The 23,588-nt window shown below is 63.0% G+C and carries 23 protein-coding genes and 1 pseudogene; 11 read left to right on the forward strand and 13 right to left on the reverse strand.

Annotated features, from left to right (window positions below):
• Window positions 1-115: 115 nt before the first annotated feature.
• Window positions 116-961 (reverse strand): class I SAM-dependent methyltransferase, encoded by an 846-nt coding sequence (locus X744_RS161425; protein WP_023758234.1) that lies wholly within the window; start codon window positions 959-961, stop codon window positions 116-118.
• A 79-nt stretch (window positions 962-1,040) separates the two neighbouring features.
• On the opposite strand from X744_RS161425, the gene X744_RS161420 reads away from it, so the two are divergent.
• Window positions 1,041-1,514, forward strand: a complete 474-nt coding sequence (locus tag X744_RS161420; protein WP_023758235.1) for a helix-turn-helix domain-containing protein — start codon at window positions 1,041-1,043, stop codon at window positions 1,512-1,514.
• 6 nt (window positions 1,515-1,520) lie between these two features.
• Here the strand turns inward: X744_RS161420 and X744_RS161415 are convergent, their stop codons facing one another.
• Both X744_RS161415 and X744_RS161410 read right to left on the reverse strand, forming a co-directional pair.
• On the reverse strand, window positions 1,521-2,426 hold the full coding sequence (locus X744_RS161415; RefSeq protein WP_023758236.1) for a LysR substrate-binding domain-containing protein: 906 nt from the start codon (window positions 2,424-2,426) through the stop codon (window positions 1,521-1,523).
• Window positions 2,427-2,495: 69 nt separating this feature from the next.
• Window positions 2,496-3,272, reverse strand: coding sequence for a DeoR/GlpR family DNA-binding transcription regulator (locus X744_RS161410; RefSeq protein WP_023758237.1), 777 nt, complete (start codon window positions 3,270-3,272; stop codon window positions 2,496-2,498).
• A 403-nt stretch (window positions 3,273-3,675) separates the two neighbouring features.
• Here X744_RS161410 and X744_RS161405 point away from each other — a divergent pair, with 403 nt between their 5' ends.
• Both X744_RS161405 and X744_RS161400 read left to right on the forward strand, forming a co-directional pair.
• Window positions 3,676-4,563, forward strand: coding sequence for a phosphotransferase family protein (locus X744_RS161405; RefSeq protein WP_023758238.1), 888 nt, complete (start codon window positions 3,676-3,678; stop codon window positions 4,561-4,563).
• A complete protein-coding gene (locus X744_RS161400) occupies window positions 4,560-7,013 on the forward strand; it encodes an FAD-dependent oxidoreductase (RefSeq protein WP_023758239.1) in 2,454 nt (817 codons plus the stop codon). Before X744_RS161405 ends, X744_RS161400 begins: the two co-directional genes overlap by 4 nt.
• A gap of 1 nt (window position 7,014) precedes the next feature.
• On the opposite strand, the gene X744_RS161395 is transcribed toward X744_RS161400, so the two are convergent.
• Window positions 7,015-7,647, reverse strand: coding sequence for a class I SAM-dependent methyltransferase (locus X744_RS161395; protein WP_023758240.1), 633 nt, complete (start codon window positions 7,645-7,647; stop codon window positions 7,015-7,017).
• A gap of 102 nt (window positions 7,648-7,749) precedes the next feature.
• Here X744_RS161395 and X744_RS161390 point away from each other — a divergent pair, with 102 nt between their 5' ends.
• Entirely contained in the window at window positions 7,750-8,652 is a 903-nt protein-coding gene (locus X744_RS161390) for a phosphotransferase family protein (protein WP_023758241.1), read from the forward strand.
• A gap of 74 nt (window positions 8,653-8,726) precedes the next feature.
• Here the strand turns inward: X744_RS161390 and X744_RS01000000169385 are convergent.
• The 3 genes and pseudogenes from X744_RS01000000169385 to ilvD all read right to left on the reverse strand — a co-directional run bounded on the left by X744_RS01000000169385 (window position 8,727) and on the right by ilvD (window position 12,962).
• Window positions 8,727-9,556: pseudogene (locus X744_RS01000000169385) on the reverse strand (DMT family transporter).
• A 211-nt stretch (window positions 9,557-9,767) separates the two neighbouring features.
• The gene (locus X744_RS161385; RefSeq protein ID WP_023758242.1) at window positions 9,768-11,048 is read right to left on the reverse strand and encodes an amidohydrolase family protein; all 1,281 of its coding nucleotides are present in this window, start codon (window positions 11,046-11,048) and stop codon (window positions 9,768-9,770) included.
• 69 nt (window positions 11,049-11,117) lie between these two features.
• Entirely contained in the window at window positions 11,118-12,962 is a 1,845-nt protein-coding gene (gene ilvD / locus X744_RS161380) for a dihydroxy-acid dehydratase (protein ID WP_023758243.1), read from the reverse strand.
• 273 nt (window positions 12,963-13,235) lie between these two features.
• Between ilvD and X744_RS161375 the strand changes: the two genes are divergently transcribed.
• Entirely contained in the window at window positions 13,236-13,706 is a 471-nt protein-coding gene (locus tag X744_RS161375; protein WP_023758244.1) for a VOC family protein, read from the forward strand.
• 160 nt (window positions 13,707-13,866) lie between these two features.
• On the opposite strand, the gene X744_RS161370 is transcribed toward X744_RS161375, so the two are convergent.
• Entirely contained in the window at window positions 13,867-15,459 is a 1,593-nt protein-coding gene (locus X744_RS161370) for a peptide chain release factor 3 (RefSeq protein ID WP_023758245.1), read from the reverse strand.
• Window positions 15,460-15,697: 238 nt separating this feature from the next.
• On the opposite strand from X744_RS161370, the gene X744_RS161365 reads away from it, so the two are divergent.
• Window positions 15,698-16,771, forward strand: coding sequence for an FAD-binding oxidoreductase (locus tag X744_RS161365; RefSeq protein ID WP_023758246.1), 1,074 nt, complete (start codon window positions 15,698-15,700; stop codon window positions 16,769-16,771).
• Here X744_RS161365 and X744_RS161360 read toward each other — a convergent pair.
• The 3 genes from X744_RS161360 to X744_RS161350 all read right to left on the reverse strand — a co-directional run bounded on the left by X744_RS161360 (window position 16,765) and on the right by X744_RS161350 (window position 18,984).
• Window positions 16,765-18,138, reverse strand: coding sequence for an amidase (locus tag X744_RS161360; RefSeq protein WP_023758247.1), 1,374 nt, complete (start codon window positions 18,136-18,138; stop codon window positions 16,765-16,767). The genes X744_RS161365 and X744_RS161360 overlap by 7 nt on opposite strands.
• Window positions 18,139-18,418: 280 nt before the next feature.
• On the reverse strand, window positions 18,419-18,643 hold the full coding sequence (locus tag X744_RS161355; RefSeq protein ID WP_023758248.1) for a hypothetical protein: 225 nt from the start codon (window positions 18,641-18,643) through the stop codon (window positions 18,419-18,421).
• Between the two features lie 98 nt (window positions 18,644-18,741).
• Window positions 18,742-18,984, reverse strand: coding sequence for a hypothetical protein (locus tag X744_RS161350; RefSeq protein WP_023758249.1), 243 nt, complete (start codon window positions 18,982-18,984; stop codon window positions 18,742-18,744).
• Between the two features lie 321 nt (window positions 18,985-19,305).
• Here X744_RS161350 and X744_RS161345 point away from each other — a divergent pair, with 321 nt between their 5' ends.
• Window positions 19,306-20,256: a hypothetical protein gene (locus tag X744_RS161345; RefSeq protein ID WP_023758250.1), complete on the forward strand. Its 951-nt coding sequence runs from the start codon at window positions 19,306-19,308 to the stop codon at window positions 20,254-20,256.
• A gap of 141 nt (window positions 20,257-20,397) precedes the next feature.
• On the opposite strand, the gene X744_RS161340 is transcribed toward X744_RS161345, so the two are convergent.
• Complete coding sequence (locus X744_RS161340) at window positions 20,398-21,195, reverse strand: class II glutamine amidotransferase (protein WP_023758251.1); 798 nt, start codon at window positions 21,193-21,195, stop codon at window positions 20,398-20,400.
• Between the two features lie 16 nt (window positions 21,196-21,211).
• The gene (locus X744_RS161335; RefSeq protein WP_023758252.1) at window positions 21,212-21,460 is read right to left on the reverse strand and encodes a DUF6356 family protein; all 249 of its coding nucleotides are present in this window, start codon (window positions 21,458-21,460) and stop codon (window positions 21,212-21,214) included.
• Window positions 21,461-21,575: 115 nt separating this feature from the next.
• On the opposite strand from X744_RS161335, the gene X744_RS161330 reads away from it, so the two are divergent.
• The 4 genes from X744_RS161330 to X744_RS1000000171700 all read left to right on the forward strand — a co-directional run bounded on the left by X744_RS161330 (window position 21,576) and on the right by X744_RS1000000171700 (window position 23,551).
• The gene (locus X744_RS161330; protein WP_023758253.1) at window positions 21,576-22,046 is read left to right on the forward strand and encodes an Lrp/AsnC family transcriptional regulator; all 471 of its coding nucleotides are present in this window, start codon (window positions 21,576-21,578) and stop codon (window positions 22,044-22,046) included.
• Window positions 22,047-22,124: 78 nt separating this feature from the next.
• Complete coding sequence (dut, locus tag X744_RS161325) at window positions 22,125-22,610, forward strand: dUTP diphosphatase (RefSeq protein ID WP_023758254.1); 486 nt, start codon at window positions 22,125-22,127, stop codon at window positions 22,608-22,610.
• Complete coding sequence (locus X744_RS161320) at window positions 22,610-23,269, forward strand: HAD family phosphatase (RefSeq protein WP_023758255.1); 660 nt, start codon at window positions 22,610-22,612, stop codon at window positions 23,267-23,269. The genes dut and X744_RS161320 overlap by 1 nt, the downstream gene beginning before the upstream one ends.
• 114 nt (window positions 23,270-23,383) lie before the next feature.
• The gene (locus X744_RS1000000171700; protein WP_198032191.1) at window positions 23,384-23,551 is read left to right on the forward strand and encodes a hypothetical protein; all 168 of its coding nucleotides are present in this window, start codon (window positions 23,384-23,386) and stop codon (window positions 23,549-23,551) included.
• The last annotated feature ends 37 nt before the right edge of the window (window positions 23,552-23,588 follow it).

A 23,588-nucleotide genomic window follows, 5' to 3' on the forward strand; every position in this document is an offset into this window, starting at 1 on the left:
TGCCGCTCTGATGGCGGCTTGTCCCTGAAATCGGAAAGTGCTGTGAAAAACCCGGTTTCGCAAATTGATTTATCAGAAAGGCGATATCGGTTTTACCGATAGCCAGACGCCCCCTTCAAGCCAGCGCCGTCACCAGCCAGCAGGCGGCATTGAAGCGAGCCTCACCGTCCTCCATGAAAGGCGCGAACGCAGCAGGCAACACCGTAGTGATTTTTTCGGCCGTTGCCCGGTCAACCTCGCGCAGCGCGGCGCCGACCGACCCTAGCCGGGTGACGTACGTCATCAGATCGTCTTGGGCGATCTGACACAGGACGTCCACCTGTTCGACTTCGATTGATGCCCAGCCGCTGGCGTCAAGGATCCGCTTCACCTTGGCGCCGTCGGCAAAGGCAAACTGCCCCGGCGCATCGGGGTCTGGCGCGGGTGCGGGCGGCAGGAAAGGCGCAGCCGCTCGCGCAGCGGTCGTCATGAAATCATTCTCGACTGGACTGCGCCAAGCAACAAAGGCGAGTTTGCCACCGCGCCTTGCGGCCCGTCTTATGTTGGTGAACGCGGCCACGGGATCATCGAAGAACATGACACCAAAGCGCGAGACAACAGCGTCGAAGTGCCCAGATTCGAATGCATACGCCTGGGCATCGCCCACTTCAAAACTTGCGTTTGCTACCTCTTCCCGCCGCGTGCGCTCCGTCGCCAGGGCGACAAGCGGCTGCGAGATGTCAAGCCCAACACAACGTCCGTCGTTGCCCACGAGGCGCGCCATCGCCAGAGTTGTAGCGCCGGCGCCGCAGCCGATGTCCAGGACATTGCCCCCTTCCCCGGGAGAGCCGGCATCGACTACCAGCCGCTCGAACGGCGCCAGTACCTCGTCGAGGATCGGCTGCATCTCGACCCAGGCCTTTCCGCTGACATCATTCCAGAGCGCGGCTTGCCGTGTGTTTGGCTGCGCGGATTGTGGCATAACGGACCTCACTTGCTGTTGCTCTCACCGCTCGTCGCGAGCACTCTACGAGTTCAAGCCGACTTGAGGTCAAGAAGATATGGATATTGCCGAAGTGTCACGCCGCACCGGCGTGCCCGCCTCGACACTTCGCTACCACGAGGAGAAGGGCCTCATTGCCTCGATCGGCCGTCGCGGCCAGCGCCGCTTGTTCGACCCGGCCGTCCTGGAACGGCTCGCCTTGATCGCGCTTGGACGCGCCGGTGGATTTGCACTGGACGAGATTTCCGCGATGCTGACGCCCGACGGCCTGCCGAAAATGGATCGAGGGCGCCTGGATGCCAAGGCGAACGAACTTGACCAAACCATCCAGCGCCTGACCGCGATCCGAGAGGCTTTGCGTCACGCCGCCCGATGTCCGGCAGCCCGGCCGATGGAGTGTCCGACGTTCCGCCGCGCCGTCAGGCTTGCCGGCGCCGGCCGCTTCGAGGTTGCTCCAATCGGGCCGTTCAAGGCGGAGGCGGTCTCTGTCACAAGGCGCGAGCGCAAGACTGGCGACGTCAACTTGGAGTAGGCCACACTAGCGGCGGACCGTCCGCTGCGACTGGGCAAGGCCGATGAAATCGCGTGCCGCCTGCGGCAGGCCGGAGCCGCGCCGCCAGACCATGCCGACCTGGACCACCGGCAAGGAACCGGAAATATCGCGCGATTCGATGCGGTCGCCTTCCAGCGACCAGGGCCGGTAGACGAGATCGGGCAACAGCGCCACGCCGGCACCGGTCGCGACCAGACTGCGCACGGCCTCGACGGAACGGGTGCGGAAAGCGACATGCGGCTTGGCGCCGATCGCCGTCAGCAGCTTGCCGGTGTTTTCCTCGATCTCGTCGACGGTCAGCATGATCAGCGTTTCGGAGGCAATGTCGCCGATGCTGATGATGTCAGCGCTGGCGAGCGGATGACCGAGCGGCAGCCACAGCCGATAGGCCGACACTTCGAGGATTTCCGACTGCAGTGCGGTGCGGTCGCGCAAATTGGAGGTGACCATAACGGCAATGTCGAGCTTGCCGCCGATCAGCAGGTGTTCGAGGTAATCGCCATTGTCCTCGATGGCCGAGACCTCGACGCCGGGATAGGCGCGGCGATAACGGGCAAGCAGATCCGACAGCACATAGCCCGCGACCAGCGAGGTGACGCCGAGCTGCAGTCGTCCGCCCACTGCCGCCTGTTCGCCTGAGAAAGAGCGGCGCGCGTCGGAAACGTCGGCAAGGATCTTTGTCGCATGGCGCAGGAACTGGTGGCCCTTGTGGGTGATGTTGAGGCCGCGCGGATGGCGTTCGAACAGTTCGACGCCAAGATCGCTTTCGAGTTCCTTGATCGCTTCGGTGACCGACGATTGCGAGATCGAGAGGTTCTGCGCGGCACCCGACACCGTGCCTTGCTCGGCCACGGCGATGAAGAACTGCAACTGGCGGATGGTGAAAGCCATGGCCGGACTAAACACGCTGCAGGCGACGGTGGGAAGTGCCGGCCAAATCGTCGACATAAGTTGGCTTGATCAGAACCCGCTCTCCGCGCCGACGATGCTGAGCCGCGCGCCGGCCTGCGCCAAGGCCGCGGCGATGTCGTGCGGCGGCGACCGGTCGGTGGCGATCTCGGAAAAACTGTCGAAGCCGCAGACCTGGACCAGACCGAGGCGGCCGAACTTCGAGTGATCGGTGATGACGAGCGAACGCTGGCCGCGCGACAGCACCATGCGCGCGAATTCGGCTTCTTCCAGGTCATAGTCCATGACCCCCATCACCGCATCGACGGCACCGGTGGAGATGATGGCATGGCTGACCGAGAAGCGGCTGACGAAGTCAATGGCCGAGGCGCCGAAGGCGGCGCCGGAATCGCTGCGCAGCTCGCCGCCGGCCATGTAGACCTTATTGCCGTTGATGGTGGCCAGCGTGCGGGCGATATCCGATGAGTTGGTGACGACCGTCAAGCGCCGATGGCCGAGCAGCTCGCGGGCTAGGAACGAGGTTGTCGTGCCGGTGTCGAGCATGATCGATTCGCCATCGCGGATGGTGCCGGCGACCATGCGGGCAATGATGCGCTTGGCATCGGCATTCTCACGCATGCGCCGCTCGAACGGCGCTTCGCCTACCATCGACGGCAGGCCGATGGCGCCATGCATCTTGAGGACGGAGCCGTCGCCGGTGAGAGGCTTGACGTCGCGGCGCACGGTCTCGAGCGACACGCCCAGCCGGTCGGCCAGGCTGGCGATGGTGACAGTGCCTTCTTCCTGCAGCAGCCGCAGGATCTCGCCGTGGCGCTTGGATTGAGCCATTTGGTTCCCCGAACTGAGACTCTGACCGATTTTAAGGTAATTCAAGCGTTTTTAAAGGAGCCATCTTAGGTTTCGGGCAAAACACCCAAAAAAGGTCACATCTTTTTCTTGACAACCGAGCAACCCGGGCGTGAAGTCAAGACAGGGTTCGGAGCTGCAACGGGAGGGTGATGGCAGACCCGCAACTCACGCACCAGGCCGTTTGTAACGTGCCGGGCGCGAGGAAGTTTCAGATCCGCGGGGGCGGATGCCGGGCTCAAAGACCTGGCCAAGGGGCTCGTCGGTGCGGTGCGGGATACCGATCCTGGCATCCCGCACCGACGAGGTTTTTTGCGTTTCTCCCCGCCATCCTCGCTCTGTCCATGGCACCTTATCGAACCCCCAGCAAACCAGGGATGATTCCGTGACCGCCGAAGAACGCATCCGCGACCTGCCCTGCTGGACCGGCGGCATCGAAATCGCACCCCTACCCGGCGGTCTGAGCAACGCCAACTATGTGGTCACGGATGCGGCCGGCAAACATGTCGTTCGCTTCGGCAAGGACTATCCGTTCCACCATGTCTTTCGTGAGCGCGAGGTGATGACCGCGCGGGCGGCCCATGCCGCTGGTTTCGCACCGGCCGTCCTCCATGCCGAGCCGGGCATCCTGGTGACGGAGTTTCTCGGCGCCAAAACCTTGCAGGCGGAGGATGTGCGCACCAGTCTCGGGCGTATCGCGGCGCTCATGCGCGCCTTCCATCGCGAGATGCCCAATCACGTCTCCGGCGCCGGCTTCATGTTCTGGGTGTTCCATGTCATCCGAGACTATGCGCGCACGCTTGAAGAAGGCGGCAGCCGCAAACGCAGCGACCTGCCGCGCCTGCTGACGCTGGCTGACGAGCTGGAGCGCGCACAGAAACTGCTGCCGATCGTCTTTGGCCACAACGATCTGCTGCCGGCCAACATTCTCGACGATGGCAACAGGCTGTGGCTGATCGACTTCGAATATGCCGGCTTCAATACGGCGATGTTCGATCTCGCCGGCGTAGCGTCCAACGCCGGGATGAGCGACGAGGAATCCTTCGCCTTCCTGACCGCCTATTTCATGAAGGAACCGGACGAGGCGATCCGCCGCTCGCACGCGGCTATGCAATGCGCTTCGCTGCTGCGCGAGGCGATGTGGAGCATGGTGTCCGAGCTCTACCTCGACGCGCCCGGCATCGACTACGTCGCCTACACCGAGGAAAACCTGACGCGGCTCGACGCCGCGCTGGAAAACTACAGAACGAAGTACGGGACACAGAAATCATGACATTGCCCAGCCAGGCCGCCATCGTCGTCATTGGCGGCGGCATCATCGGCTGTTCGACAGCGTATCACCTGGCGCGCGACCACAAGGCTGATGTCGTGTTGCTGGAGCAAGGCAAGCTGACCTCGGGCTCGACCTGGCACGCCGCCGGCCTTGTCGGCCAGCTGCGCTCGTCAGCGTCGATCACCCGTGTGCTAAAATACTCAGTCGACCTCTACAAGGGACTGGAGGCCGAGACCGGCCTCGCCACCGGCTGGAAGATGACCGGGTGCCTCAGGCTCGCCACCAATGCCGACCGCTGGACCGAGTACAAAAGGCTGGCGACGACGGCGAAAAGTTTCGGCATGGACATGCAATTGCTGTCCCCGGCGGAGATCAAATCCATGTGGCCGCTCATGGAAACCGACGATCTTGTCGGTGCTTCCTGGCTGCCGACCGATGGCCAGGCGAGCCCCTCCGACATCACGCAGTCGCTGGCCAAGGGCGCGCGCATGCATGGCGCCAAATTATTCGAGGATGTCCGCGTCACCGGCTTCGAGATAAAGGACGGCCGCATCACGGTGGTAAAGACCAGCAAGGGCGACATCGCTTGCGACAAGGTGGTCAACTGCGCCGGGCAATGGGCGCGGCAGGTCGGCGCGATGGCCGGCATCAACGTGCCGCTGCAGCCGGTGAAGCACCAGTACATCATCACCGAGAAGATCGACGGACTGGCGACCGACGCGCCGACCATCCGTGACCCGGACCGGCGCACCTATTTCAAGGAGGAGGTCGGCGGGCTGGTGATGGGCGGCTACGAGCCGAACCCACAGGCCTGGACGACCGATCTCCCCGGGGGCGACGTACCCAATGATTGGGAGTTCAGGCTGTTCGACGATGATTACGATCATTTCGAGCAACACATGATGCAGGCGATCGCGCGTGTGCCGGCACTGGAAACTGTCGGCGTCAAACAGATGATCAACGGTCCGGAGAGTTTTACGCCGGACGGCAATTTCATCCTCGGCACTGCGCCCGAATGCGCCAACATGTTCGTCGGCGCCGGCTTCAACGCCTTCGGCATCGCATCGGGCGGCGGGGCCGGCTGGGTGCTGGCGCAGTGGGTTGTCGACGGCGAAGCGCCGCTCGACCTGTGGGTCGTCGATATCAGGCGCTTTTCCAATTTGCACCGCGACCGGCAGTGGGTCCTCGATCGCACTCTGGAAGCCTATGGGAAACACTATACGATCGGCTTTCCGCATGAGGAGTACGTCAGCGGGCGGCCTCGTATCGTCTCGCCCCTTTACGACAGGCTGAAACAGCAGCGCGCCGTGTTCGGCTCGAAGCTCGGCTGGGAGCGGCCTAACTGGTTTGCGCCCGAAGGTGTCGAGCCCCAGGACATCTATTCGATGGGGCGGCAGAACTGGTTCGCCGCGGTCGGCGACGAACACAGGCACGTGCGCGAAAAGGTCGGCATCTTCGATCAATCGTCCTTCGCCAAATACGAGCTGAGCGGGGCTGATTCGCTGAAGGCGCTGGACTGGATCTGCGCCAACGACGTCAGCAAGCCTGTCGGCCGGCTGACCTACACGCAGCTTCTCAACACACGCGGCGGCATCGAGGCCGACCTGACGGTGGCGCGACTGGCCGAGGAGGCGTTCTATATCGTCACCGGCACCGGCTTCCGCACGCATGATGCTTCGTGGATCAGCGACCATATCGGCGAAGGCCTCGATGCCACGCTTGTCGACGTCACCGAGGACTTCGGCACGCTGTCGCTGATGGGTCCCCGGGCGCGCGACGTTCTTTCGGCGGTGACCGAAGCCGACGTGTCGAATGCGAGCTTCCCGTTCGGCCATGTGCGCGAAATCGCCGTCGCCGGTCACACGGTTCGGGCGCTGCGCGTCACCTATGTCGGCGAGCTCGGCTGGGAACTGCATGTGCCGATCGCGGCCACCGGCGAAGTCTTCGACTGCCTGATGGAGGCAGGAAAGACGTATGAGATCCGCCCGGTCGGCTATCGTGCGCTGGAATCGCTGCGGCTGGAAAAGGGCTACCGCGCCTGGGGCTCCGACATCACTCCCAACGACACGCCGCAGGAAGCCGGCCTCGGCTGGGCGGTCAAGCTGCGCAAGAACACCGATTTCATTGGGCGGCGAGCGCTCGAGACGGCCAGCGGCGCGGCGCTGAAGAAACGTTTCGTCGGCTTCACGGTCGATGACCCGGAGATCGTGTTGCTCGGCCGCGAGACCATCCTGCGCAATGGCGAGCTGGTCGGCTATCTCACCAGCGGCGGCTATGGCTACACGCTGGGCAAGAACATCGGCTACGGCTATGTGCGCAACGCCGATGGCGTCAGCGACGATTTTCTCACCTCGGGCGACTACGAACTGGTGGTCGCGATGGAACGAACACCGGCCAAGATCCATCTCGAGCCGATGTACGATCCGACAGCCGCCAAGATCAAAGCGTAGATCAGATCACGCGCAAAGCGAGACCGCGGCTCGGCACGGTGTCGGCCTCGCCCGGCATGGAGATGTAAGGCCTCGTTTCCTCGATGCGGGTGACGAGGCCTTGCGCCTCGAGCTCGGTGATGCGCGCGGCAAAGCCCGCTTCCCACAGTGTGTTCTTGACGGTCAGCACGATCACTCCGCCCGGCCGGCAGATGCGGATCAGCTCGTCCAAACCCTCGACGCCGACATGGCCGGAAGTGAAGACGCCGGCCGAGATGATCCCGGCATAGGCGCCGTCGGCAAAGGGCAGATGACCGCCGAGCGCCAGGCAATGCAGCGCCGAATAGACGCCCTTGCGCGCGGCCTGAGCCAGCATGCCTTCCGAGATGTCCAGCGCCTCGACCTCGGGATAGCCGGCAATGTTCAACCATTCGCCGATCAGCCCAGTGCCGGCCCCGGCATCGAGCAGCGGTGCGGCACCGCGCGGCAGATGCCGGGCCAGCAGCGCAAGGCAGATCGTTGGGTGGCGATAGCCGGCGGCCGACATGTCGGCGTCATAGGTCTGCGACCAGCTGTTATAGAGTGCTGCGACCTCCTCCGGGCGCTTGGCCGCATAGACGGCGCCAAGTACACCATGATGTTTGCTGTCCGCCACTTTGGTCCGTCCACCATTCCTTGGGTCTCACATCGGATGATAGCCAAAGCACGAAAATTGTGGAACCGTCGCTGCGACAAATAACAGCGTGGGGGCGCAGGCATGGTGACAGACGAAGTGCGCGCGACATTGGCCGCCATTCCCATGCTGGCCGGCTACACCGGGCCACTCGAACGGCTTGGCGGTCTCACCAATCTGGTCTTCAGGGCCGGCGACTTCTGCCTGCGCATCCCCGGCAAAGGCACCGAAGAATACATCAACCGCGCCAACGAGGCGGTAGCGGCGCGCGAAGCGGCAAAGGCAGAGGTCAGCCCTGAGGTGCTGCATGTCGATCCCGCCACCGGAATCATGGTGACGCGCTTCATTGCCGGCGCCGAGACAATGTCGCCGGAAAAATTCAAGCTTCGGCCGGGCAGTCCCGCGCGGGCCGGCGAGGCCTTCCGCAAGCTGCACAATTCAGGCGCGGTGTTTCCCTTCCGCTTCGAGCTGTTTGCGATGATCGACGATTATCTCAAGGTGCTGTCGACCAAGGATGTCGCCCTGCCCGCCGGCTACCATGACGTGGTGCGCGAGGCCGGGACCGTGCGATCGGCGCTCGCCGCCCATGCGCTGCCGCTCGTCGCCTGCCACTGCGATCCGCTTTGCGAAAACTTCCTCGATACAGGCGAGCGGATGTGGATCGTCGACTGGGAATATTCGGGCATGAACGACCCGCTCTGGGACCTTGGCGACCTCAGCGTGGAAGGCAAATTCGACACAGCGCAGGATGAAGCGATGATGGGCGCCTATTTCGGCGGCGAGGCCAGGCCTGCGGGTCGCGGCCGCATCGTCATCTACAAGGCGATGTGCGACCTTTTGTGGACGCTGTGGGGGCTGATCCAACTCGCCAACAACAATCCGGTCGAGGATTTCCGCGCCTATGCCGACGGCCGGTTTGTCCGCTGCAAGGCACTGATGGAGACGTCGGAGTTTTCACGGCATCTGGCGGCGATCCGCCGGGGTTAGGCACCAGGAACCTTGAAGCTATCTTTGTGCATGTCGTTATCCCAAAACCGCTGCGCACTTTTGGGCGACATGCATCAATTCACGCCCTTCGGCACGTTCTCCGGCGGCACCGTGGTCTCGACGACTTTCTGACGGTGGAAGATGAACAGGCCGGCGAGAACGACGATGCCCGAGCCGATCAGGATGCGAGGACCCGGAACGTCGCCGAAGAACACCAGCCCGAACACCACCGCCCACAGGAGCAGCGTGTAGTGCAGCGGAGCCAGTGTCGAGGCCGGAGCCAACTTGAGCGCCCTGGTGATCATCAGATGCGCGCCGCAGGAGACGATGCCGAGCAGCAGCATGGCACCAAAATCGAGTGCTGACGGCGTTTGCCAGGCACCTATGGTCAGCACACCGCCGACCAGCAGCGTGCCGATGGTCTGCCACGTCACCAGATTGGTGTCGCTGGTGCCGCGCAGCCGNTCAGCACGCCGCAGAAGCCGAGCAGGATCGCCATCCAGCGGCGCCAGCCGACCTTTTCGCCAAGCAAGAGATGCGAGAGTGCCGCAACGTAGATCGGCCCGGCCATGTAGAAACTCATCACATCCGCGAGCGGCAGATAGACGACGGCGGCATAGAAGAGCGCGGTGTCGAGCGTGGTCATGACAACGCGCAGCAGCTGCAGCTCCAGGCGTTCCAAGCGGAACAGCTTGGCCGCGCCCTGATGGGCGATCATCGGGCCAAGCACGAAGAAGGCGCCGATGGATCGGATCAGCACCACCTGGCCGACGGAGAAGCTGGCGACCAGCCACTTGCCCATGGCGTCGTTCAGCGCAAACAGGAAGTCGCCGGCCAGCATCAGCAGAATGCCGGCCAGAAGCACGTTCCGAACTGTGGAATTCTGCGCCACGGGCTGCGTCATGCCGATCCCGATTCCTCCCCTGTGTAAGCCGCGTCGTAGACGGAAGCAGCGGCTTTGACGAGGAGAATTCCGGCGATGGGTAAGACCAGCGCGGGGAATCGGCTGTATCTGGAGCAATTCCAGGAAAAGTGTGAAACGGTTTTCTGTCCGGAATTGCGTCAAAACAAAGAGCTAGCAGTGGTTCGCCGTTTCCGCGAAACGGTGACCCGCTCTAGCTGGATATGTGCCGCCGGTTCACCATCCCCGGCCGCCCATCGATCGAAAGCCGGGTCTCCTGCTTCGTCCGCTGCGCCACCACCCTGCCCCTGGCGATGACGCACAGGCGCTCGGCGCGCAGGCGCAGGGCCTCGACCGGATTGCCGGCGTCGAGGACGACGAGGCTGGCGCGCTTGCCTGCCGCCAGGCCGAGATGATCGAGCCCCATGATCGACGCGTTGACATTGGTGACCATGTCGAAGCAACGCGCCATGTCGGCCGGGCTCGACATCTGGGCGACATGCAGGCCCATGAAGGCGACGTCGAGCATGTCTGCGGTGCCCAGCGAATACCAGGGATCGAGCACGCAATCCTGGCCCCAGCCGACGCGAATGCCGAGCGCCAGCATCTCCTTGACCCGGGTCAGCCCTCGGCGCTTGGGGAAGGTGTCATGGCGGCCCTGCAGCATGATGTTGATCAAAGGATTGGGAATGACCGAGACGCCGGCCTCGGCGATCAGCGGCAGCAGCTTCGAGACATAGTAATTGTCCATCGAATGCATCGAGGTGAGGTGCGATCCGACCACCCGGCCGTGCAGGCCAAGGCGCTGCGTCTCAAAGGCAAGCTGTTCGATGTGACGCGACAGCGGGTCGTCAGTCTCGTCGCAATGCAAGTCGACCATCAGGCCACGCGTGGCCGCAATCTCGCACAGCTCCGTTACCGAGCGCGTGCCGTCGGCCATGGTGCGCTCGAAATGCGGGATGCCGCCGACAATGTCGACGCCCATGTCCAGCGCGCGGATGGTGTTTTCCCGTGCCGATGGCGAGCGATAAAACCCGTCCTGCGGGAAGGCGACCAGTTGCAGGTCGATATAAGGCGCCACCGTCTTCTTGACGTCGAGGAGGGCCTCGACCGCCAGCAGCCTGTCGTCGCAGACGTCGACATGGGTGCGGATGGCGAGCAGACCCATCGACACCGCCCAGTCGCAATAGGCCAGCGCGCGGTCGCGCACCGCCTCATGCGTCAGAAGCGGCTTCAACTCGCCCCATAGTGAAATGCCTTCGAGCAGCGTGCCCGAAGCATTGATGCGCGGAATGCCGTAAGAGAGCGTTGCGTCCATGTGGAAATGCGGATCGACGAAGGGCGCAGAGACCAGGTTGCCTCGGGCGTCGATCTCGGTTTGCGCGGAACCACGCAGAGCGGGCTCGATCGCCGCGATGGTCTCACCGGAGATGCCAATGTCGGCAACCCTGCCATCAGGCAGCGTGCCGCCGCTAACGATAAGGTCGAAATCCATGTCGCCATCCCGCTTGAAGAATCATCCAGCGCGGCTCCTCCTTCTCCCTTGTGGAGAAGGAAAAACTCCCTACTCCGGCACGAACCTTACCGCGCCCTTGGCCGCGCTGGTGGCCATCGCGGCATAGGCGCGCAAGGCGGTCGTCACCTTGCGCTTGCGCTTTTCCTCGGGCTTCCAGGCCAAGGCGCCCTTTGCTTCCATCGCAGCCCGGCGGGCAGCGATTTCAGCGTCGCTAACGGCAAGGCGGATGCTGCGGTTGGGGATGTCGATCTCGATCGTATCGCCTTCCCGCACCAAGCCGATCAGGCCGCCTTCGGCGGCTTCCGGCGACGCATGGCCGATCGACAGGCCCGACGTGCCGCCGGAGAAGCGCCCATCGGTGACCAGGGCGCAGGCCTTGCCGAGCCCCTTCGACTTCAGATAGCTGGTCGGGTAGAGCATCTCCTGCATGCCGGGGCCGCCGCGCGGTCCCTCATAGCGAATGACGACGACATCGCCGGCCTTGATCTCGTTGGACAGGATCGCTTTGACGCTAGAATCCTGGCTTTCGAACACGCGGGCCGGGCCGGTGAACTTCAGGATCGATTCGTCGACGCCGGCCGTCTTCACTATGCAGCCGTCGAGCGCCAGATTGCCTTTCAGAACGGCGAGGCCGCCATCCTTGGAAAAGGGATGTTGCGCCGAGCGGATAGCACCCTTTTCGCGGTCGAGATCGAGCTCGTCCCAGCGACGGTCCTGGCTGAAGGCGACCTGCGTCGGCACGCCGCCAGGGGCAGCGAGGAAGAAATCGCGCACGCTCTGGCTGGTCGTACGGGAAATATCCCAATGGTCGAGTGCTTCACCGAGCGTTGACGTATGAACTGTCGGCAGGTCGCGGTTGATCAAGCCGGCATTGTCGAGCTGGCCGAGGATGGCCATGATGCCGCCGGCGCGGTGGACGTCTTCCATATGGATGTCCGCCTTGGCGGGAGCCACCTTGCACAGCACCGGCACCTTGCGGGAAAGCGCGTCGATGTCATCCTGATCGAAGTCGATCTCACCCTCATGCGCGGCGGCGAGGATGTGCAGCACGGTGTTGGTCGAGCCGCCCATGGCGATATCGAGCGTCATGGCGTTCTCGAAGGCGCCTTTTGAGGCGATGTTGCGCGGCAGAGCGGTCTCATCATCCTGCTCGTAGTAGCGCTGCGCGAGATCGACGATAAGGTGACCGGCCTCGACGAACAGACGCTTGCGGTCGGCATGCGTGGCCAGCGTCGAGCCGTTGCCGGGCAGCGAAAGACCCAGCGCCTCGGTCAGACAATTCATCGAATTGGCAGTGAACATGCCCGAGCAGGAGCCGCAGGTCGGGCAGGCCGATCGCTCGATGACCTTGACGTCCTCGTCGGAGATCTTGTCGTCGGCGGCCGCCACCATGGCGTCGACCAGATCGAGCGCCTGGGTCCTGCCGGCCAGCACCACCTTGCCGGCTTCCATCGGCCCGCCGGAAACGAAGACGGTCGGAATGTTGAGGCGCAACGAGGCCATCAGCATGCCGGGGGTGATCTTGTCGCAATTGGAGATGCAGACCATGGCATCGGCGCAATGCGCATTGACCATGTATTCGACGGAATCGGCGATCAGCTCGCGCGACGGCAGCGAATAGAGCATGCCGTCATGGCCCATGGCGATGCCGTCATCGACGGCGATGGTGTTGAATTCCTTGGCGACGCCGCCGGCCTTCTCGATCTCGCGCGCGACCAGCTGGCCGAGGTCCTTCAAATGGACATGGCCGGGCACGAACTGAGTGAAGGAGTTGACGACGGCGATAATCGGCTTGCCGAAGTCGCTGTCCTTCATGCCTGTGGCGCGCCACAGACCGCGGGCGCCGGCCATGTTGCGGCCATGAGTGGTGGTGCGGGAGCGATAGGCAGGCATGTTTTTTCCTTGGTGGCTGGCCGCAGCCGAAGATATGGCGCGGCGGCGCTGAATTCGGACCGCAGGCGTTATAGACGCGCAAACATGGTCTGGCCACAATTTTGCAATGCGCCAGATTCCCCTCAAAAATCAGATCTTCCAAAAAAATTGCACCCTGTTGTCGGATTGCGTGCCGCACGGCCGTCCTTAGGCAAACGGTATGGAAATGGCAGCACCATTCCCGGAGTCAGCCGTTTCGCCGTAACCGCAACCAAAACACCCGAGGAGCACGACATGCAAAAGATCACCACCTGCCTGTGGTTCGACGGCCAGGCCGAAGAGGCCATGAATTTCTACGTCTCCATCTTCAAGAATTCGAAGGTGCTGAGCGTGATGCGTTGGCCCGAAGGCCACGCCGACGAAGGCAAGGTGTTGGTGACCACGTTCGAACTCGACGGCGTGCAGTTCCAGGCGCTCAATGGTGGACCGCAGTTCAAGCACACCGAAGCGATGTCGCAGTCGATCGACTGCAAGACGCAGGAAGAGGTAGATTACTTCTGGGACAAGCTCATCGAAGGTGGCGGCCAACCGTCGCAATGCAGCTGGCTGAAGGATAAATTCGGCGTCTCCTGGCAGGTTGTGCCGGAGCAGCTGCCGCACCTGCTTCTGGATCCGGACCGGGCCAAGGCCGGCCGCGTGATGTCCGCGATGATGCAGATGAGCAAGATCGACGTCGCCAAGATCGAGGAAGCGGCGAAAGGGTGAGAAGCGGTCCGCGTGGCGGACGGAAAGCCACTTGCTTCGAACGCCTGGAGCCTGCGACGGGCGGGGGACGTTGGAGTCTATTAGACCCAGGTCGACGCTGCCCCTCATCCGCCCTCCGGGCACCCTCTCCCCGTGAACGGGGAGAAGGAAAAACTGGCGCCTACGCCGCTCTGTCGCGGACCTGATAGTCCTTGATCGTGGCAAACTTGATCGCCTTCCAGCGCTCGGCTTCGTAGTTCAGCGAAAAGGCGTGCTGGGCCAGAAACACCGGATCATTGTCGAGGTCGCGGGCGATGTCGCCGCGATGCCCCTCGATGAAGCGGTGTACCTCGGCCTGGTCGTCGGCCGAGATCCAGCGGCAGACGGAAAAGCGCGACATCTCGAATTCGACGGGCAGTGTGTATTCGAAGTTCAGCCGTTCCTTCAGCACGTCGAGTTGCAGCGCGCCGACGACGCCGACTATCGCTGGTGAACCATCCTCGGGTGAAAACAGCTGCACGACGCCTTCCTCGGCCATCTGCTGCAGCGCCTCCTTGAGCTTCTTGGCCTTCATCGCATCGCCGAGGCGGACACGACGCAGGATTTCGGGCGCGAAATTCGGCACACCGCGGAACAGGATCTCCTCGCCCTCGGTCAGCGTGTCGCCGATGCGCAGCGTGCCGTGGTTGGGAATGCCGACGACGTCGCCGGCGAAGGCCTCATCGGCGGTGACGCGGGTGCGGGCAAAGAAGAATTGCGGCGCCGACAGCGACATCGGTTTTCCCGTGCGCACCAGCCTGGCCTTCATGCCGCGCTCGAGCTTGCCCGAGCAGACGCGGACGAAGGCGATACGGTCGCGGTGATTGGGGTCCATGTTGGCCTGGATCTTGAAGACGAAGGACGTCATCTTCTCTTCGGTCGCCTCGACCTTGCGGGTGTCGGCCTCCTGCGCGCGCGGCGGCGGCCCAAACGCGCCAAGCGCCTCGATCAGGTCGCGGACGCCATAATTGCGCAGCGCCGAGCCGAAATAGACCGGCGTCAGATGACCTTCCCGGAACGAGTCAATATCAAGAGGTCGGCAAGCCTCCCGCGCGAGCTCCAGCTCCTCGATAAAGGCCTCGCGCTCGTTTTCCGGCAGCAGCCCGGCAACGCGGTTGGAATCGGGACCGTTGACCGGCGTGCGTTCCTTCTCGTCGTCGCCTTTGCGCACCGCGTTCAGCGCCAGATGGTAGGTGCCGGAAAAGGTTCTTCCCCGACCAATCGGCCACGTGATGGGCGCGGTATCCAGCGCCAGCTTCTGCTCGATCTCGTCGAGAATCTCGAACGGGTCGCGGCTTTCGCGGTCCATCTTGTTGACGAAGGTGATGATCGGGATGTCACGCAGCCGGCAGACCTCGAACAGTTTCAGCGTGCGCGGCTCGATGCCCTTGGCGGCGTCGATGACCATGACGGCCGAGTCCACCGCCGACAGCGTGCGGTAAGTATCGTCGGCGAAATCCTCGTGGCCGGGCGTGTCCAGCAGGTTGAAGACGGTGTTCTCGTACTCGAAGGTCATCACCGAAGTGACGACCGAAATTCCGCGCTCGCGCTCGATCTTCATCCAGTCGGACCGGGTCTGGATCCTGTCCTTCTTGGCCTTGACTTCGCCGGCAAGCTGGATGGCGCCGCCGAACAGCAGCAGCTTTTCGGTCAACGTCGTCTTGCCGGCGTCGGGGTGCGCGATGATCGCGAAGGTGCGGCGGCGCGCCACTTCTTCTTCTATTGCTTCGGGCATTCTCTGGTATTTCCGTGTGACAGGCCGGGCTTCTAGCAGCGCAGTGCCGGGCTGTCGACCGCTCCGGCGGCACGGACATCGCTTGGATGCCGCTCGCCCTCGGAATAAGGAACTTGATCACGTTGCGCCTCGGGCCAGCGCATTGCGCATATTTCCTGCTGCGCGATGTTGGCAAGCGGGAAACAGGATGGCACTTGGGTGGATGTCCGTCAGGAATTGCGAGGCAGAGGGAATCAGCATGAGCGCTGCGAAGCAAGTGATCGTCATCGGCGCCGGTATCATCGGCGCCTCCATCGCCTGGCATCTGAGCAAGGGGGGTGCGCAGGTGACGGTTATCGCCGACAGTGCTGCCGGCGGGGTGGCGACGCCGAACTCGTTCGCCTGGATCAATGCCAGTTGGGGCAACCCGGAGCCGTATTTCCGACTGCGCACCCGCGCGATGGCCGAGTGGTCGCGGCTGGCGCAGGACCTGCCCGGCCTCCCGCTCAGCTGGTGCGGCGGCCTGTGCTGGGACCTGCCGGCCGCCGCAATGGAAACTTACGCCATGGAGCATTCCGCCTGGGGCTACGGCATCGAGCGCGTCGACCGCGCCAGCGTGGCGCGCATCGAGCCAAATCTCGCCGAGCTTCCCGACTTTGCCCTGCATGTCGCTGAGGAAGGTGTCGTCGAGCCGGTGGCCGCCGCCAAAATGCTGCTGGCCGATGCCGAACGACAAGGCGCGCGCACCATCTCCAGCACCGCTACGGCGCTGGTCCAGACCGGCGGCCGGATTACTGGCGTGGACACATCGCATGGCCTGATTGCCGCCGACGAGGTCGTGATCGCGGCTGGCGTCGGCTCACCGGATATTGCCGCGACGGCAGGGATCAGACTGCCTATCGAGACGCCGCCCGGGCTGATCGTCCACTCACAGCCCTACAAAAAACTGCTCAACGGCCTGGTGCTGGCCGAGCGGCTGCACATGCGCCAGACAGCCGAAGGCCGGATCATTGCCGGCTCCGATTTCGGCGGTGCCGACCCGGGCATGGATCCGCGAGGCACCGCCCGCGGGCTTTTTGCGGCCATGAAAGCAATGCTGCACGGCAGCGATGGGCTGGAATTGGATTTCCACACAGTCGGCTATCGTCCGACACCGATCGACGGCTTTCCAATCATCGGCCGCGCCGAGGGCATGGAAGGTGTCTATGTCGCGGTCATGCATTCGGGCATCACCCTGGCGCCGGCCGTCGGCCTGTTCGTCGCACGGGAGATACTGGAGGGCGAGCGCGACCCGCTGCTTGGCGCTTATGGATTGTCGCGCTTCGCTCAATAGCCAGGCGGACGGCGAAAGCCGCCAGCCAAAGGTTCGATTGCCCTGGCGATGCCGAGCAAGCGCGACTCGGACCAGCGCTTGCCGACCAGTTGCAGGCCGACCGGCAGGCCGGCGCTGCCCAGTCCGCAAGGCATCGAAAGCGCGGGATGGCCGCTGTAGTTGAACACCGCGCCATAGGCCGGCAGCATCCAATAGCTCTGCTCTTTGCCGTCGACCTCGATGGATGTGCCCGGCTCGCAATGCGGAAAGGCCGTGGTCATGGCGACCGGGCAGAGCAACGCGTCGTAATTTTCGAAAAACCGGTCCCAGGCGAGAATGGATTTGTCGCGGCGGGCGAGCGCCTCGAACCAGCGTGAGACCGGAGTCGGTTCCTGTGGCGGCTCCTGCTGCGCGGCCTCCATCATCATGCCGATCAGGGCGCCGCCCTGCTCCAGATCGTCATGCAGATTGAGTTTCGGCAGTTTCGCTTCTTCGACGACGGCGCCTGCGCCTTGCAGCTGCCTTGCGAGACTTTCGACCGCGGCACTGATGTCGCCGGCCACCGGAAATCCGGGAAAGGACGGCGCGAAGGCAATGCGCACTGTCTTGAGGTCGAGGCTTGGCATGTCCTCGACCGGCGCCGGCGCAAGATCGGTGTCGCACCCGTCAGGACCGGCAACGATTTGATAGATCAGCGACAAGTCTTCCACACTGCGCGCCAACGGGCCGAGACAAGACATCAGCCGCACACTGCGCGCAGCATCGGCTGGGTTCGGGAAGGCGCCGGTCAGCGAAACGCGATGCTCCGTCGGCTTTAGGCCATAGACACCGCAGAAGGCGGCCGGCAGCCGGATCGAATCCTGCATGTCCGTGCCGATGTCGAACGGTGTCATCCCTGTGCAAATCGCCGCTGCCGCACCGCCACTGGAGCCGCCGGCGGTGCACTCGAGGTCCCATGGATTGTTGGTGCGGCCAAACAGCGGATTGTTCGACTGCCAATCGGACAGCATGGTCGGGACATTGGTCTTGGCCATCAGCACGCCGCCGGCTGCCTTCAATCGCGCGACGACGGGGCTGTCTTGTCTGGCGATGTAATCGGCGAAGGCCGGGAAGCCGACTGTGGTCTTCATGCCAGATGTCTCGTGCATGTCCTTCAGCGTGAACGGTACGCCATGCAGCGGCCCAAGTGCGGCGCCGCGCACCAGTGCCGCGTCGGCTTCTTTGGCTCGGCTGCGGGCCCCTTCCCTGTCGAGCGAGATGACGGCGTTGACCGCATCGTTGTGCGCATCGATCTGCGCCAAGTGCGCGTCGAGCGCTTCGATGGCGGAAATCTTGCGGTCAAGTATCGCGGCGGCCAGTTGGCCGGTTGAGGAAAAGATGCTGTCCATAACCATGCTCCGGCTTGACGCTCGCCCTGGTCAAGATGGCGGATGGCGTTGCGATTTCAAGCGAAATTGAGCAGTTGAGGATCGGCTGCGTTTGATCGAAGTCGCGCAGGCTGGAACTGTCCAAGTCTGCGCTCTACGGCGCCCCCTTTGTCCTGCCGGACATCTCCGCCACAAGTGGGGAGATCAGCAGCTTCGGTGCCGCGCTCGATCCTGCAACGGTAAGTCTCAGTGACGGCTCAAGATCGGCGCCGCACGGGTCGTCGATCGGCAAGCAACCGGCCTACAGGAAATTGAAATACAGCGCCGGCGGGTACTGCGGCCCGTCGGTGGCCGGCGCCTGTGGATTCGCGGCCGGCCTAATCCCGCCTGTCGATGCATTGTCGAGCGGCGGCCGGGGCGCCTGTGCCTTGGCGACATTGTCCAGCGTCACCAAGACTTTCTTCTTCGCCTCCGCCACCTGCGACAAGGCAAGCAACACAAGCAACGCGGACAGAACGAGTCTCATGACTGTTTCCTCTCAGGTTCCAAAGCGCTCCGCATTTTCTGGATCAGCCATGCGTCGCGCCCAAATTCTTGCCTCATGCATTCAAAGCGGCCGGCGCCTCACTGCCTGAAACCGGACTGATCGAGCAAGGCGACCTGCTTGCCATCGATGTAGAAGCGTATGGCGTGCGCTTCATTGTCGACGTCGATACGGGTTGGATTTGCGGCGCGTGCCACCGGTGCGACCTTGGTATATTTCGAAGGAAATTCACCGGTCGGCGCGTATCGGAAGAGCAGCGCCAACGCGATACAGCCAGCGGTAAATACAATGAACGTCAGTCTGGAAGAGGCGTTCGAGGTCATCCGGTCATTCCTTCAGGTTGAGATGGCACTACGGTTCTGTTGCCAGCAGGCTCCTTAAGCTTGGTTGCCCGTTGCTCGACAGGAGCGTGTCACTGCTCTGCAAAGGAAGGGACGTGCTCAGCCCACGTTCAGCACGTTCTCGCGGATGATATGCCCCTAGCCCTCTGCGAGCTTAGCGCCGGCCCGCGACCGGAAAAGGCAGCACGTATGGAATACCGTGGAATTCTCTGGAATTCCTGGAATATTAGCTAATGGAAATATATCATGGAAGGATAGGTGCAGCATGCTATGGCAGAACAACTAGCAGCAAGAGGCAGCCGAATGGCACAGCACATTGCGCAGAAATTGCGGTTGACGTCGGCGTTATTGGGGACCGTCACCCGCAAGGATCTGGCGGCGGCGTTCCGGGCCGTTAACCCCAAGACCGCGTTCGATCTCGGCCGCGCCGACAAATGGCTGCAGGGTCGCGCCCAGCCGCGCGAGCACAGTGTCTATGACGATTGGACGAAGCTGCTAGGCCTGGAGCAGCCCGGCTCATGGATCGCCGACTGCGACCTGCCGCACTTCACCGCCGCCATCGCAGCCCGCCACGGCGTCGACAGCGCGGTGCTCGAACGCCGCGCCGGCACTCAATTCGATGCCTCCTCCAACCATGATGAGCGCAGCGTCGTCTTCGCGCTGACCGGTGCTTATGCATGTTATTCGCGCGCCTGGTCGCCTTACTATCGCGGCCAGATCATCAAGGGCATCCTGTCGATCGAGACAGGGCCTGGCCTGCATGGCTTGACCGCCACATATCGCGAAGCCTTGCCGACCGGCCAGTTGGTGCTTGGCGGCCCGGTCACGCCAGCCAAGCGCGCTCTTTACGTGCATCTGAAGGAAGCTGGCGGCGACGCCCAGTTCTTCATCAGCCTGTTGCCGCAGTCGCAGCCGGGAAGTGTGCTTGGCGGGTATATGTGCGGAACCGCTATTATCGGCCCGGAGGCGCTGCCGTCATTGACCCGAATCCTCATGGTACGTCTGCGCGATCCGGCGCCTGGAACCACCTCGTGGGGCGGATACCTGCTGGGCGACCAGTCGATATCGGAGGATTTGGCATCGCTCGGCATATCCATCGACCAGCCGGAGCAGGTCGACCGACAACTCGTACGGTTCCTCGTGGGAGGCAGCGATGGCGGCGTCCACCAGATCCCGCCAGCCGAGTTCCGCGCCATTCTCGATGTCTTCGACCGCCATTGGCTGAGACAATCCAGCGCGCCGCAAAGCCCCTGAAAGTGACTGCCAGCCGATGCCCGCGACGACGCCGTGATTTGCGACTAAAGCGCGTCGCGTCGAAGTGGATTCATGCACCGCGCTTTAGGTCTCAATGCATGTCGTTGTCTTAAAACCGGGGCCACTTTTGAGCGACATGCATTAGACGGCCAGCGCCAGCTTCGCAGCCGGAGCAAAGGGACGAATAGCCATGCCATCCGTGGTCATGGTGACAAAGCTCGATGGCGGAATAGCCTGCCAATCGCCGCCCTCGCGGTCAAACGGTTCGGACATGATGCAGCGGCCGCCGCCCTTGCGTAAGGTGGAGGTGTAGAGCGTCGGCGCGTGCGCGTCGGTCGCATAACGCACCGCATGAAGTTCCTGCCCGTCCGAGAAGGCGGCGGTGAGTTTCAGTGACGGATCGAGACCGGCGCGGCGCGAAGCGTCGAGCACGCGGCTGGTGGCACGCGAGACGGCACCTTGCGGGTCGCCGGCCAACCCTTCATCGATCATCAGCAGGAAAAACAATTCGGAATCAGTGGTGCCCTCGCGCTGGTCGAAGACGGCGTCGGACAGCGAGTTCTCCAGCGCTCGGCGGATTTTTTCGAAGCCGCCGATCTGGCCGTTGTGCATGAACGACCAGGAGCTGGATATGAACGGATGGCAGTTCATGCGGCTGGTGGCGCCGCCGGTGGAGGCGCGCACATGGGCCAGGAACAGGCCGGATTTGATCTGCCGGCACAGGCTCTTCAGATTGGGATCCGACCAGGCCGGCAGGATATCGCGATAGAGACCCGGCTCAGGGCGGTCGCCATACCAGGCAAGACCAAAGCCGTCGCCATTGGTCGGCGACTTTGCTTCCTGGGCGCAATGGCTCTGGGCGATCAGCGAGTGACAGGGCGCGGTAAGGATGTCTTCGAGAAAGACCGCTTCACCAAGATAGGCCGCCCATCGGCACATCGCTTTCTGTCGTCCTCTAGGCGCGATCCATAAGAGCCGCAGGCTCCTTGATCGGGTGTTTGCCTCTGTTGTGCGTCCGCTCGTAAAGCTCGCGAACGATTCGGCTGGCCGTAGTTTCAAACAGAAATGGCAAGAAAGCGTGAACGAGCGCAGCGGCCGCCGCCATCAGCAGACGCGACGAGAACCAGGCGGCAAAAGCCATGTGACCGAAATAGGTTTCGCCGACCTTGGCCGGATGAGAGGTGAAAATCCTTGCGATCGACATTCTGGTTCCCCTTCAGCGCTTGACGTTCCTGATATGAGTATCCTGACATGCTTCGCCGGTTCATCGGTCTCAAATTATCCTTGTATTTGGCCATCTCATGGGACAAACATCCCGCATGGCGTTGGAAATCGACGAAATCGACCGGAAATTGCTGGCAGAGTTGCAATGTGACGGCACGCTGTCGGTCGACCAACTGTCGGAACGCGTGGCGCTGTCGCGCAATGCCTGCTGGCGCCGCGTGAAGCGGCTGGAGGAGGATGGCGTCATCACCGGCCGGGTGGCCCTGGTCGATGCCGAAAAGCTCGGACTTGGCCTTTCCGTCTTCATCCTGATCCGCACGTCCAACCACGACCCGGAGTGGCTGCGGAAGTTCCGGGCGGCGGTGACAAGCTTTCCCGAGATCATCGGCGTCTACCGGATGTCCGGCGACCTCGACTATGTCTTGCGCGCCCGCGTCGCCGACGTGAAGGCCTATGACCGGCTCTACCAGCGGCTGATCGCCAAGGTGGCGCTGTCCGATGTATCGGCCTCCTTCGTGATGGAAGAGATCAAAGAGACGACCGTCGTTCCGATGGCCAGGTCATAGTGATGCCTGAAAGAAAGACGTTGATAGCATTGTTGTCGAGTTGACCGAATCGCCGTCCGCGCCGATAGGATCGATTTTATGCGCGCAGCCCTCCAAACTCCCTCCGTCATCGGTCCCACTGTCGGCTTCGTCAGGTTGCCGCATGCTGAAGGGCTGCCCTTTCCTGCCTATGAAAGCACAGGTGCGGCCGGCATGGATCTGCGCGCCGCGGTGCCCGAGGACCGGCCGCTGCTGATCCTGCCTGGCAAACGCGCTTTGGTGCCGACTGGGCTGATCCTGGAAATTCCGGAAGGCATGGAAGGTCAGGTCAGGCCTCGCTCGGGCCTTGCCTTCAAACATGGGTTGACCGTCCTCAACACGCCCGGCACCATCGACAGCGACTATCGCGGCGAGGTGAAGGTGCTGCTGATCAATCTCGGCGACGAGGATTTCGCGGTGACGCGCGGCATGCGCATCGCCCAGATCGTCTTCGCGGCGGTGACGCAGGCAAGCGTGGAAGAGCGTACATTGGCCGGCGGCACGGCGCGTGGCTCGGGCGGGTTCGGATCGACCGGCACCGCCTGATGCGAATTCCTAAACTTGTCATCTTCGACTGCGACGGGATCCTGGTCGATACAGAGAACTTGGCCAATCGGCGCCTCGCCGAATGGCTGAGCGCTGCCGGCTATCCGACGAGCTTCGAATATTGCCGCAAGCATTTCTCCGGCCGCAGCATGGCGTCGGTGCAGAAAGAGATCGAAGGGGAGACCGGCGTCAGACTCGGCGCCGATTTCGTCGATCGCTGGAATGCCGGCCTTCCGGATCTGTTTGCCCATGGCGTCGAGGCGATCCCCTACGTCCGCGAGTTTGTCGAAACCGTGCGCTCAGCCGGCATCGCCTATTGTGTCGCCACTTCCGCCCGGGTGTCGAAGATGCACATCACGCTCGGCCAGACCGGGCTGTTGCCGCTGTTCGAGCACGCGATGTTTTCTTCCACCATGGTCGCGCGCGGCAAACCGTTCCCCGACCTGTTCCTGCATGCGGCCAAGACCATGGGCTTCGCGCCCGCCGACTGCATCGTCATCGAAGACAGCGTCGCCGGCACGCAGGCCGGCATCGCCGCCGGGATGCGGGTGTTTTCCTATCATGCCGATCCCTATTCCGACCGCGATGGCCTGATCCAGGCAGGCGGCATCCTGTTCGACGACATGCGCGAACTGGCCGGGCTGGTGCCGATCCACTGACCTGATCTCCAGCCGCGGCTGTACGCCTCGATCGGCCGTGCCAGCTTGGCGCCGCCAACTCGAGGCCGCGCATGAAATCCACCCTGCCAGCCTTATGCCGCGATCAAGGTGATCGTGACCAATGCTACGGTGCTGAGCGGCGAATCCTGCGACGATGCCCGGCCCAAGCCTGGAACTCACGCGATTTCCGTCACCTATCTCTGGGACAAGAAGACATCGCGCTACGCCAAGAATTCCGACGCGCTGGACAAATTGGCAGGAGAGAACGCCAAACGCTTCTGACCCAACCGCATTCGTTTGCCCGGCCAAATGAGGCAGG

This window comes from Mesorhizobium sp. LNHC252B00, assembly GCF_000502955.1.
Classification (GTDB): Bacteria; Pseudomonadota; Alphaproteobacteria; order Rhizobiales; family Rhizobiaceae; genus Mesorhizobium.

What these genes read in the sequence shown, in the direction of transcription:
- X744_RS161425 (WP_023758234.1), bottom strand. Translation starts at nt 961, where the DNA reads ATGCCACAATCCGCGCAGCCAAACACACGGCAAGCCGCGCTCTGGAAT.
- X744_RS161420 (WP_023758235.1), top strand. Translation starts at nt 1,041, where the DNA reads ATGGATATTGCCGAAGTGTCACGCCGCACCGGCGTGCCCGCCTCGACA.
- X744_RS161415 (WP_023758236.1), bottom strand. Translation starts at nt 2,426, where the DNA reads ATGGCTTTCACCATCCGCCAGTTGCAGTTCTTCATCGCCGTGGCCGAG.
- X744_RS161410 (WP_023758237.1), bottom strand. Translation starts at nt 3,272, where the DNA reads ATGGCTCAATCCAAGCGCCACGGCGAGATCCTGCGGCTGCTGCAGGAA.
- X744_RS161400 (WP_023758239.1), top strand. Translation starts at nt 4,560, where the DNA reads ATGACATTGCCCAGCCAGGCCGCCATCGTCGTCATTGGCGGCGGCATC.
- X744_RS161390 (WP_023758241.1), top strand. Translation starts at nt 7,750, where the DNA reads ATGGTGACAGACGAAGTGCGCGCGACATTGGCCGCCATTCCCATGCTG.
- X744_RS161385 (WP_023758242.1), bottom strand. Translation starts at nt 11,048, where the DNA reads ATGGATTTCGACCTTATCGTTAGCGGCGGCACGCTGCCTGATGGCAGG.
- ilvD (WP_023758243.1), bottom strand. Translation starts at nt 12,962, where the DNA reads ATGCCTGCCTATCGCTCCCGCACCACCACTCATGGCCGCAACATGGCC.
- X744_RS161375 (WP_023758244.1), top strand. Translation starts at nt 13,236, where the DNA reads ATGCAAAAGATCACCACCTGCCTGTGGTTCGACGGCCAGGCCGAAGAG.
- X744_RS161370 (WP_023758245.1), bottom strand. Translation starts at nt 15,459, where the DNA reads ATGCCCGAAGCAATAGAAGAAGAAGTGGCGCGCCGCCGCACCTTCGCG.
- X744_RS161365 (WP_023758246.1), top strand. Translation starts at nt 15,698, where the DNA reads ATGAGCGCTGCGAAGCAAGTGATCGTCATCGGCGCCGGTATCATCGGC.
- X744_RS161360 (WP_023758247.1), bottom strand. Translation starts at nt 18,138, where the DNA reads ATGGACAGCATCTTTTCCTCAACCGGCCAACTGGCCGCCGCGATACTT.
- X744_RS161355 (WP_023758248.1), bottom strand. Translation starts at nt 18,643, where the DNA reads ATGAGACTCGTTCTGTCCGCGTTGCTTGTGTTGCTTGCCTTGTCGCAG.
- X744_RS161350 (WP_023758249.1), bottom strand. Translation starts at nt 18,984, where the DNA reads ATGACCTCGAACGCCTCTTCCAGACTGACGTTCATTGTATTTACCGCT.
- X744_RS161345 (WP_023758250.1), top strand. Translation starts at nt 19,306, where the DNA reads ATGGCACAGCACATTGCGCAGAAATTGCGGTTGACGTCGGCGTTATTG.
- X744_RS161340 (WP_023758251.1), bottom strand. Translation starts at nt 21,195, where the DNA reads ATGTGCCGATGGGCGGCCTATCTTGGTGAAGCGGTCTTTCTCGAAGAC.
- X744_RS161335 (WP_023758252.1), bottom strand. Translation starts at nt 21,460, where the DNA reads ATGTCGATCGCAAGGATTTTCACCTCTCATCCGGCCAAGGTCGGCGAA.
- X744_RS161330 (WP_023758253.1), top strand. Translation starts at nt 21,576, where the DNA reads ATGGCGTTGGAAATCGACGAAATCGACCGGAAATTGCTGGCAGAGTTG.
- dut (WP_023758254.1), top strand. Translation starts at nt 22,125, where the DNA reads ATGCGCGCAGCCCTCCAAACTCCCTCCGTCATCGGTCCCACTGTCGGC.
- X744_RS161320 (WP_023758255.1), top strand. Translation starts at nt 22,610, where the DNA reads ATGCGAATTCCTAAACTTGTCATCTTCGACTGCGACGGGATCCTGGTC.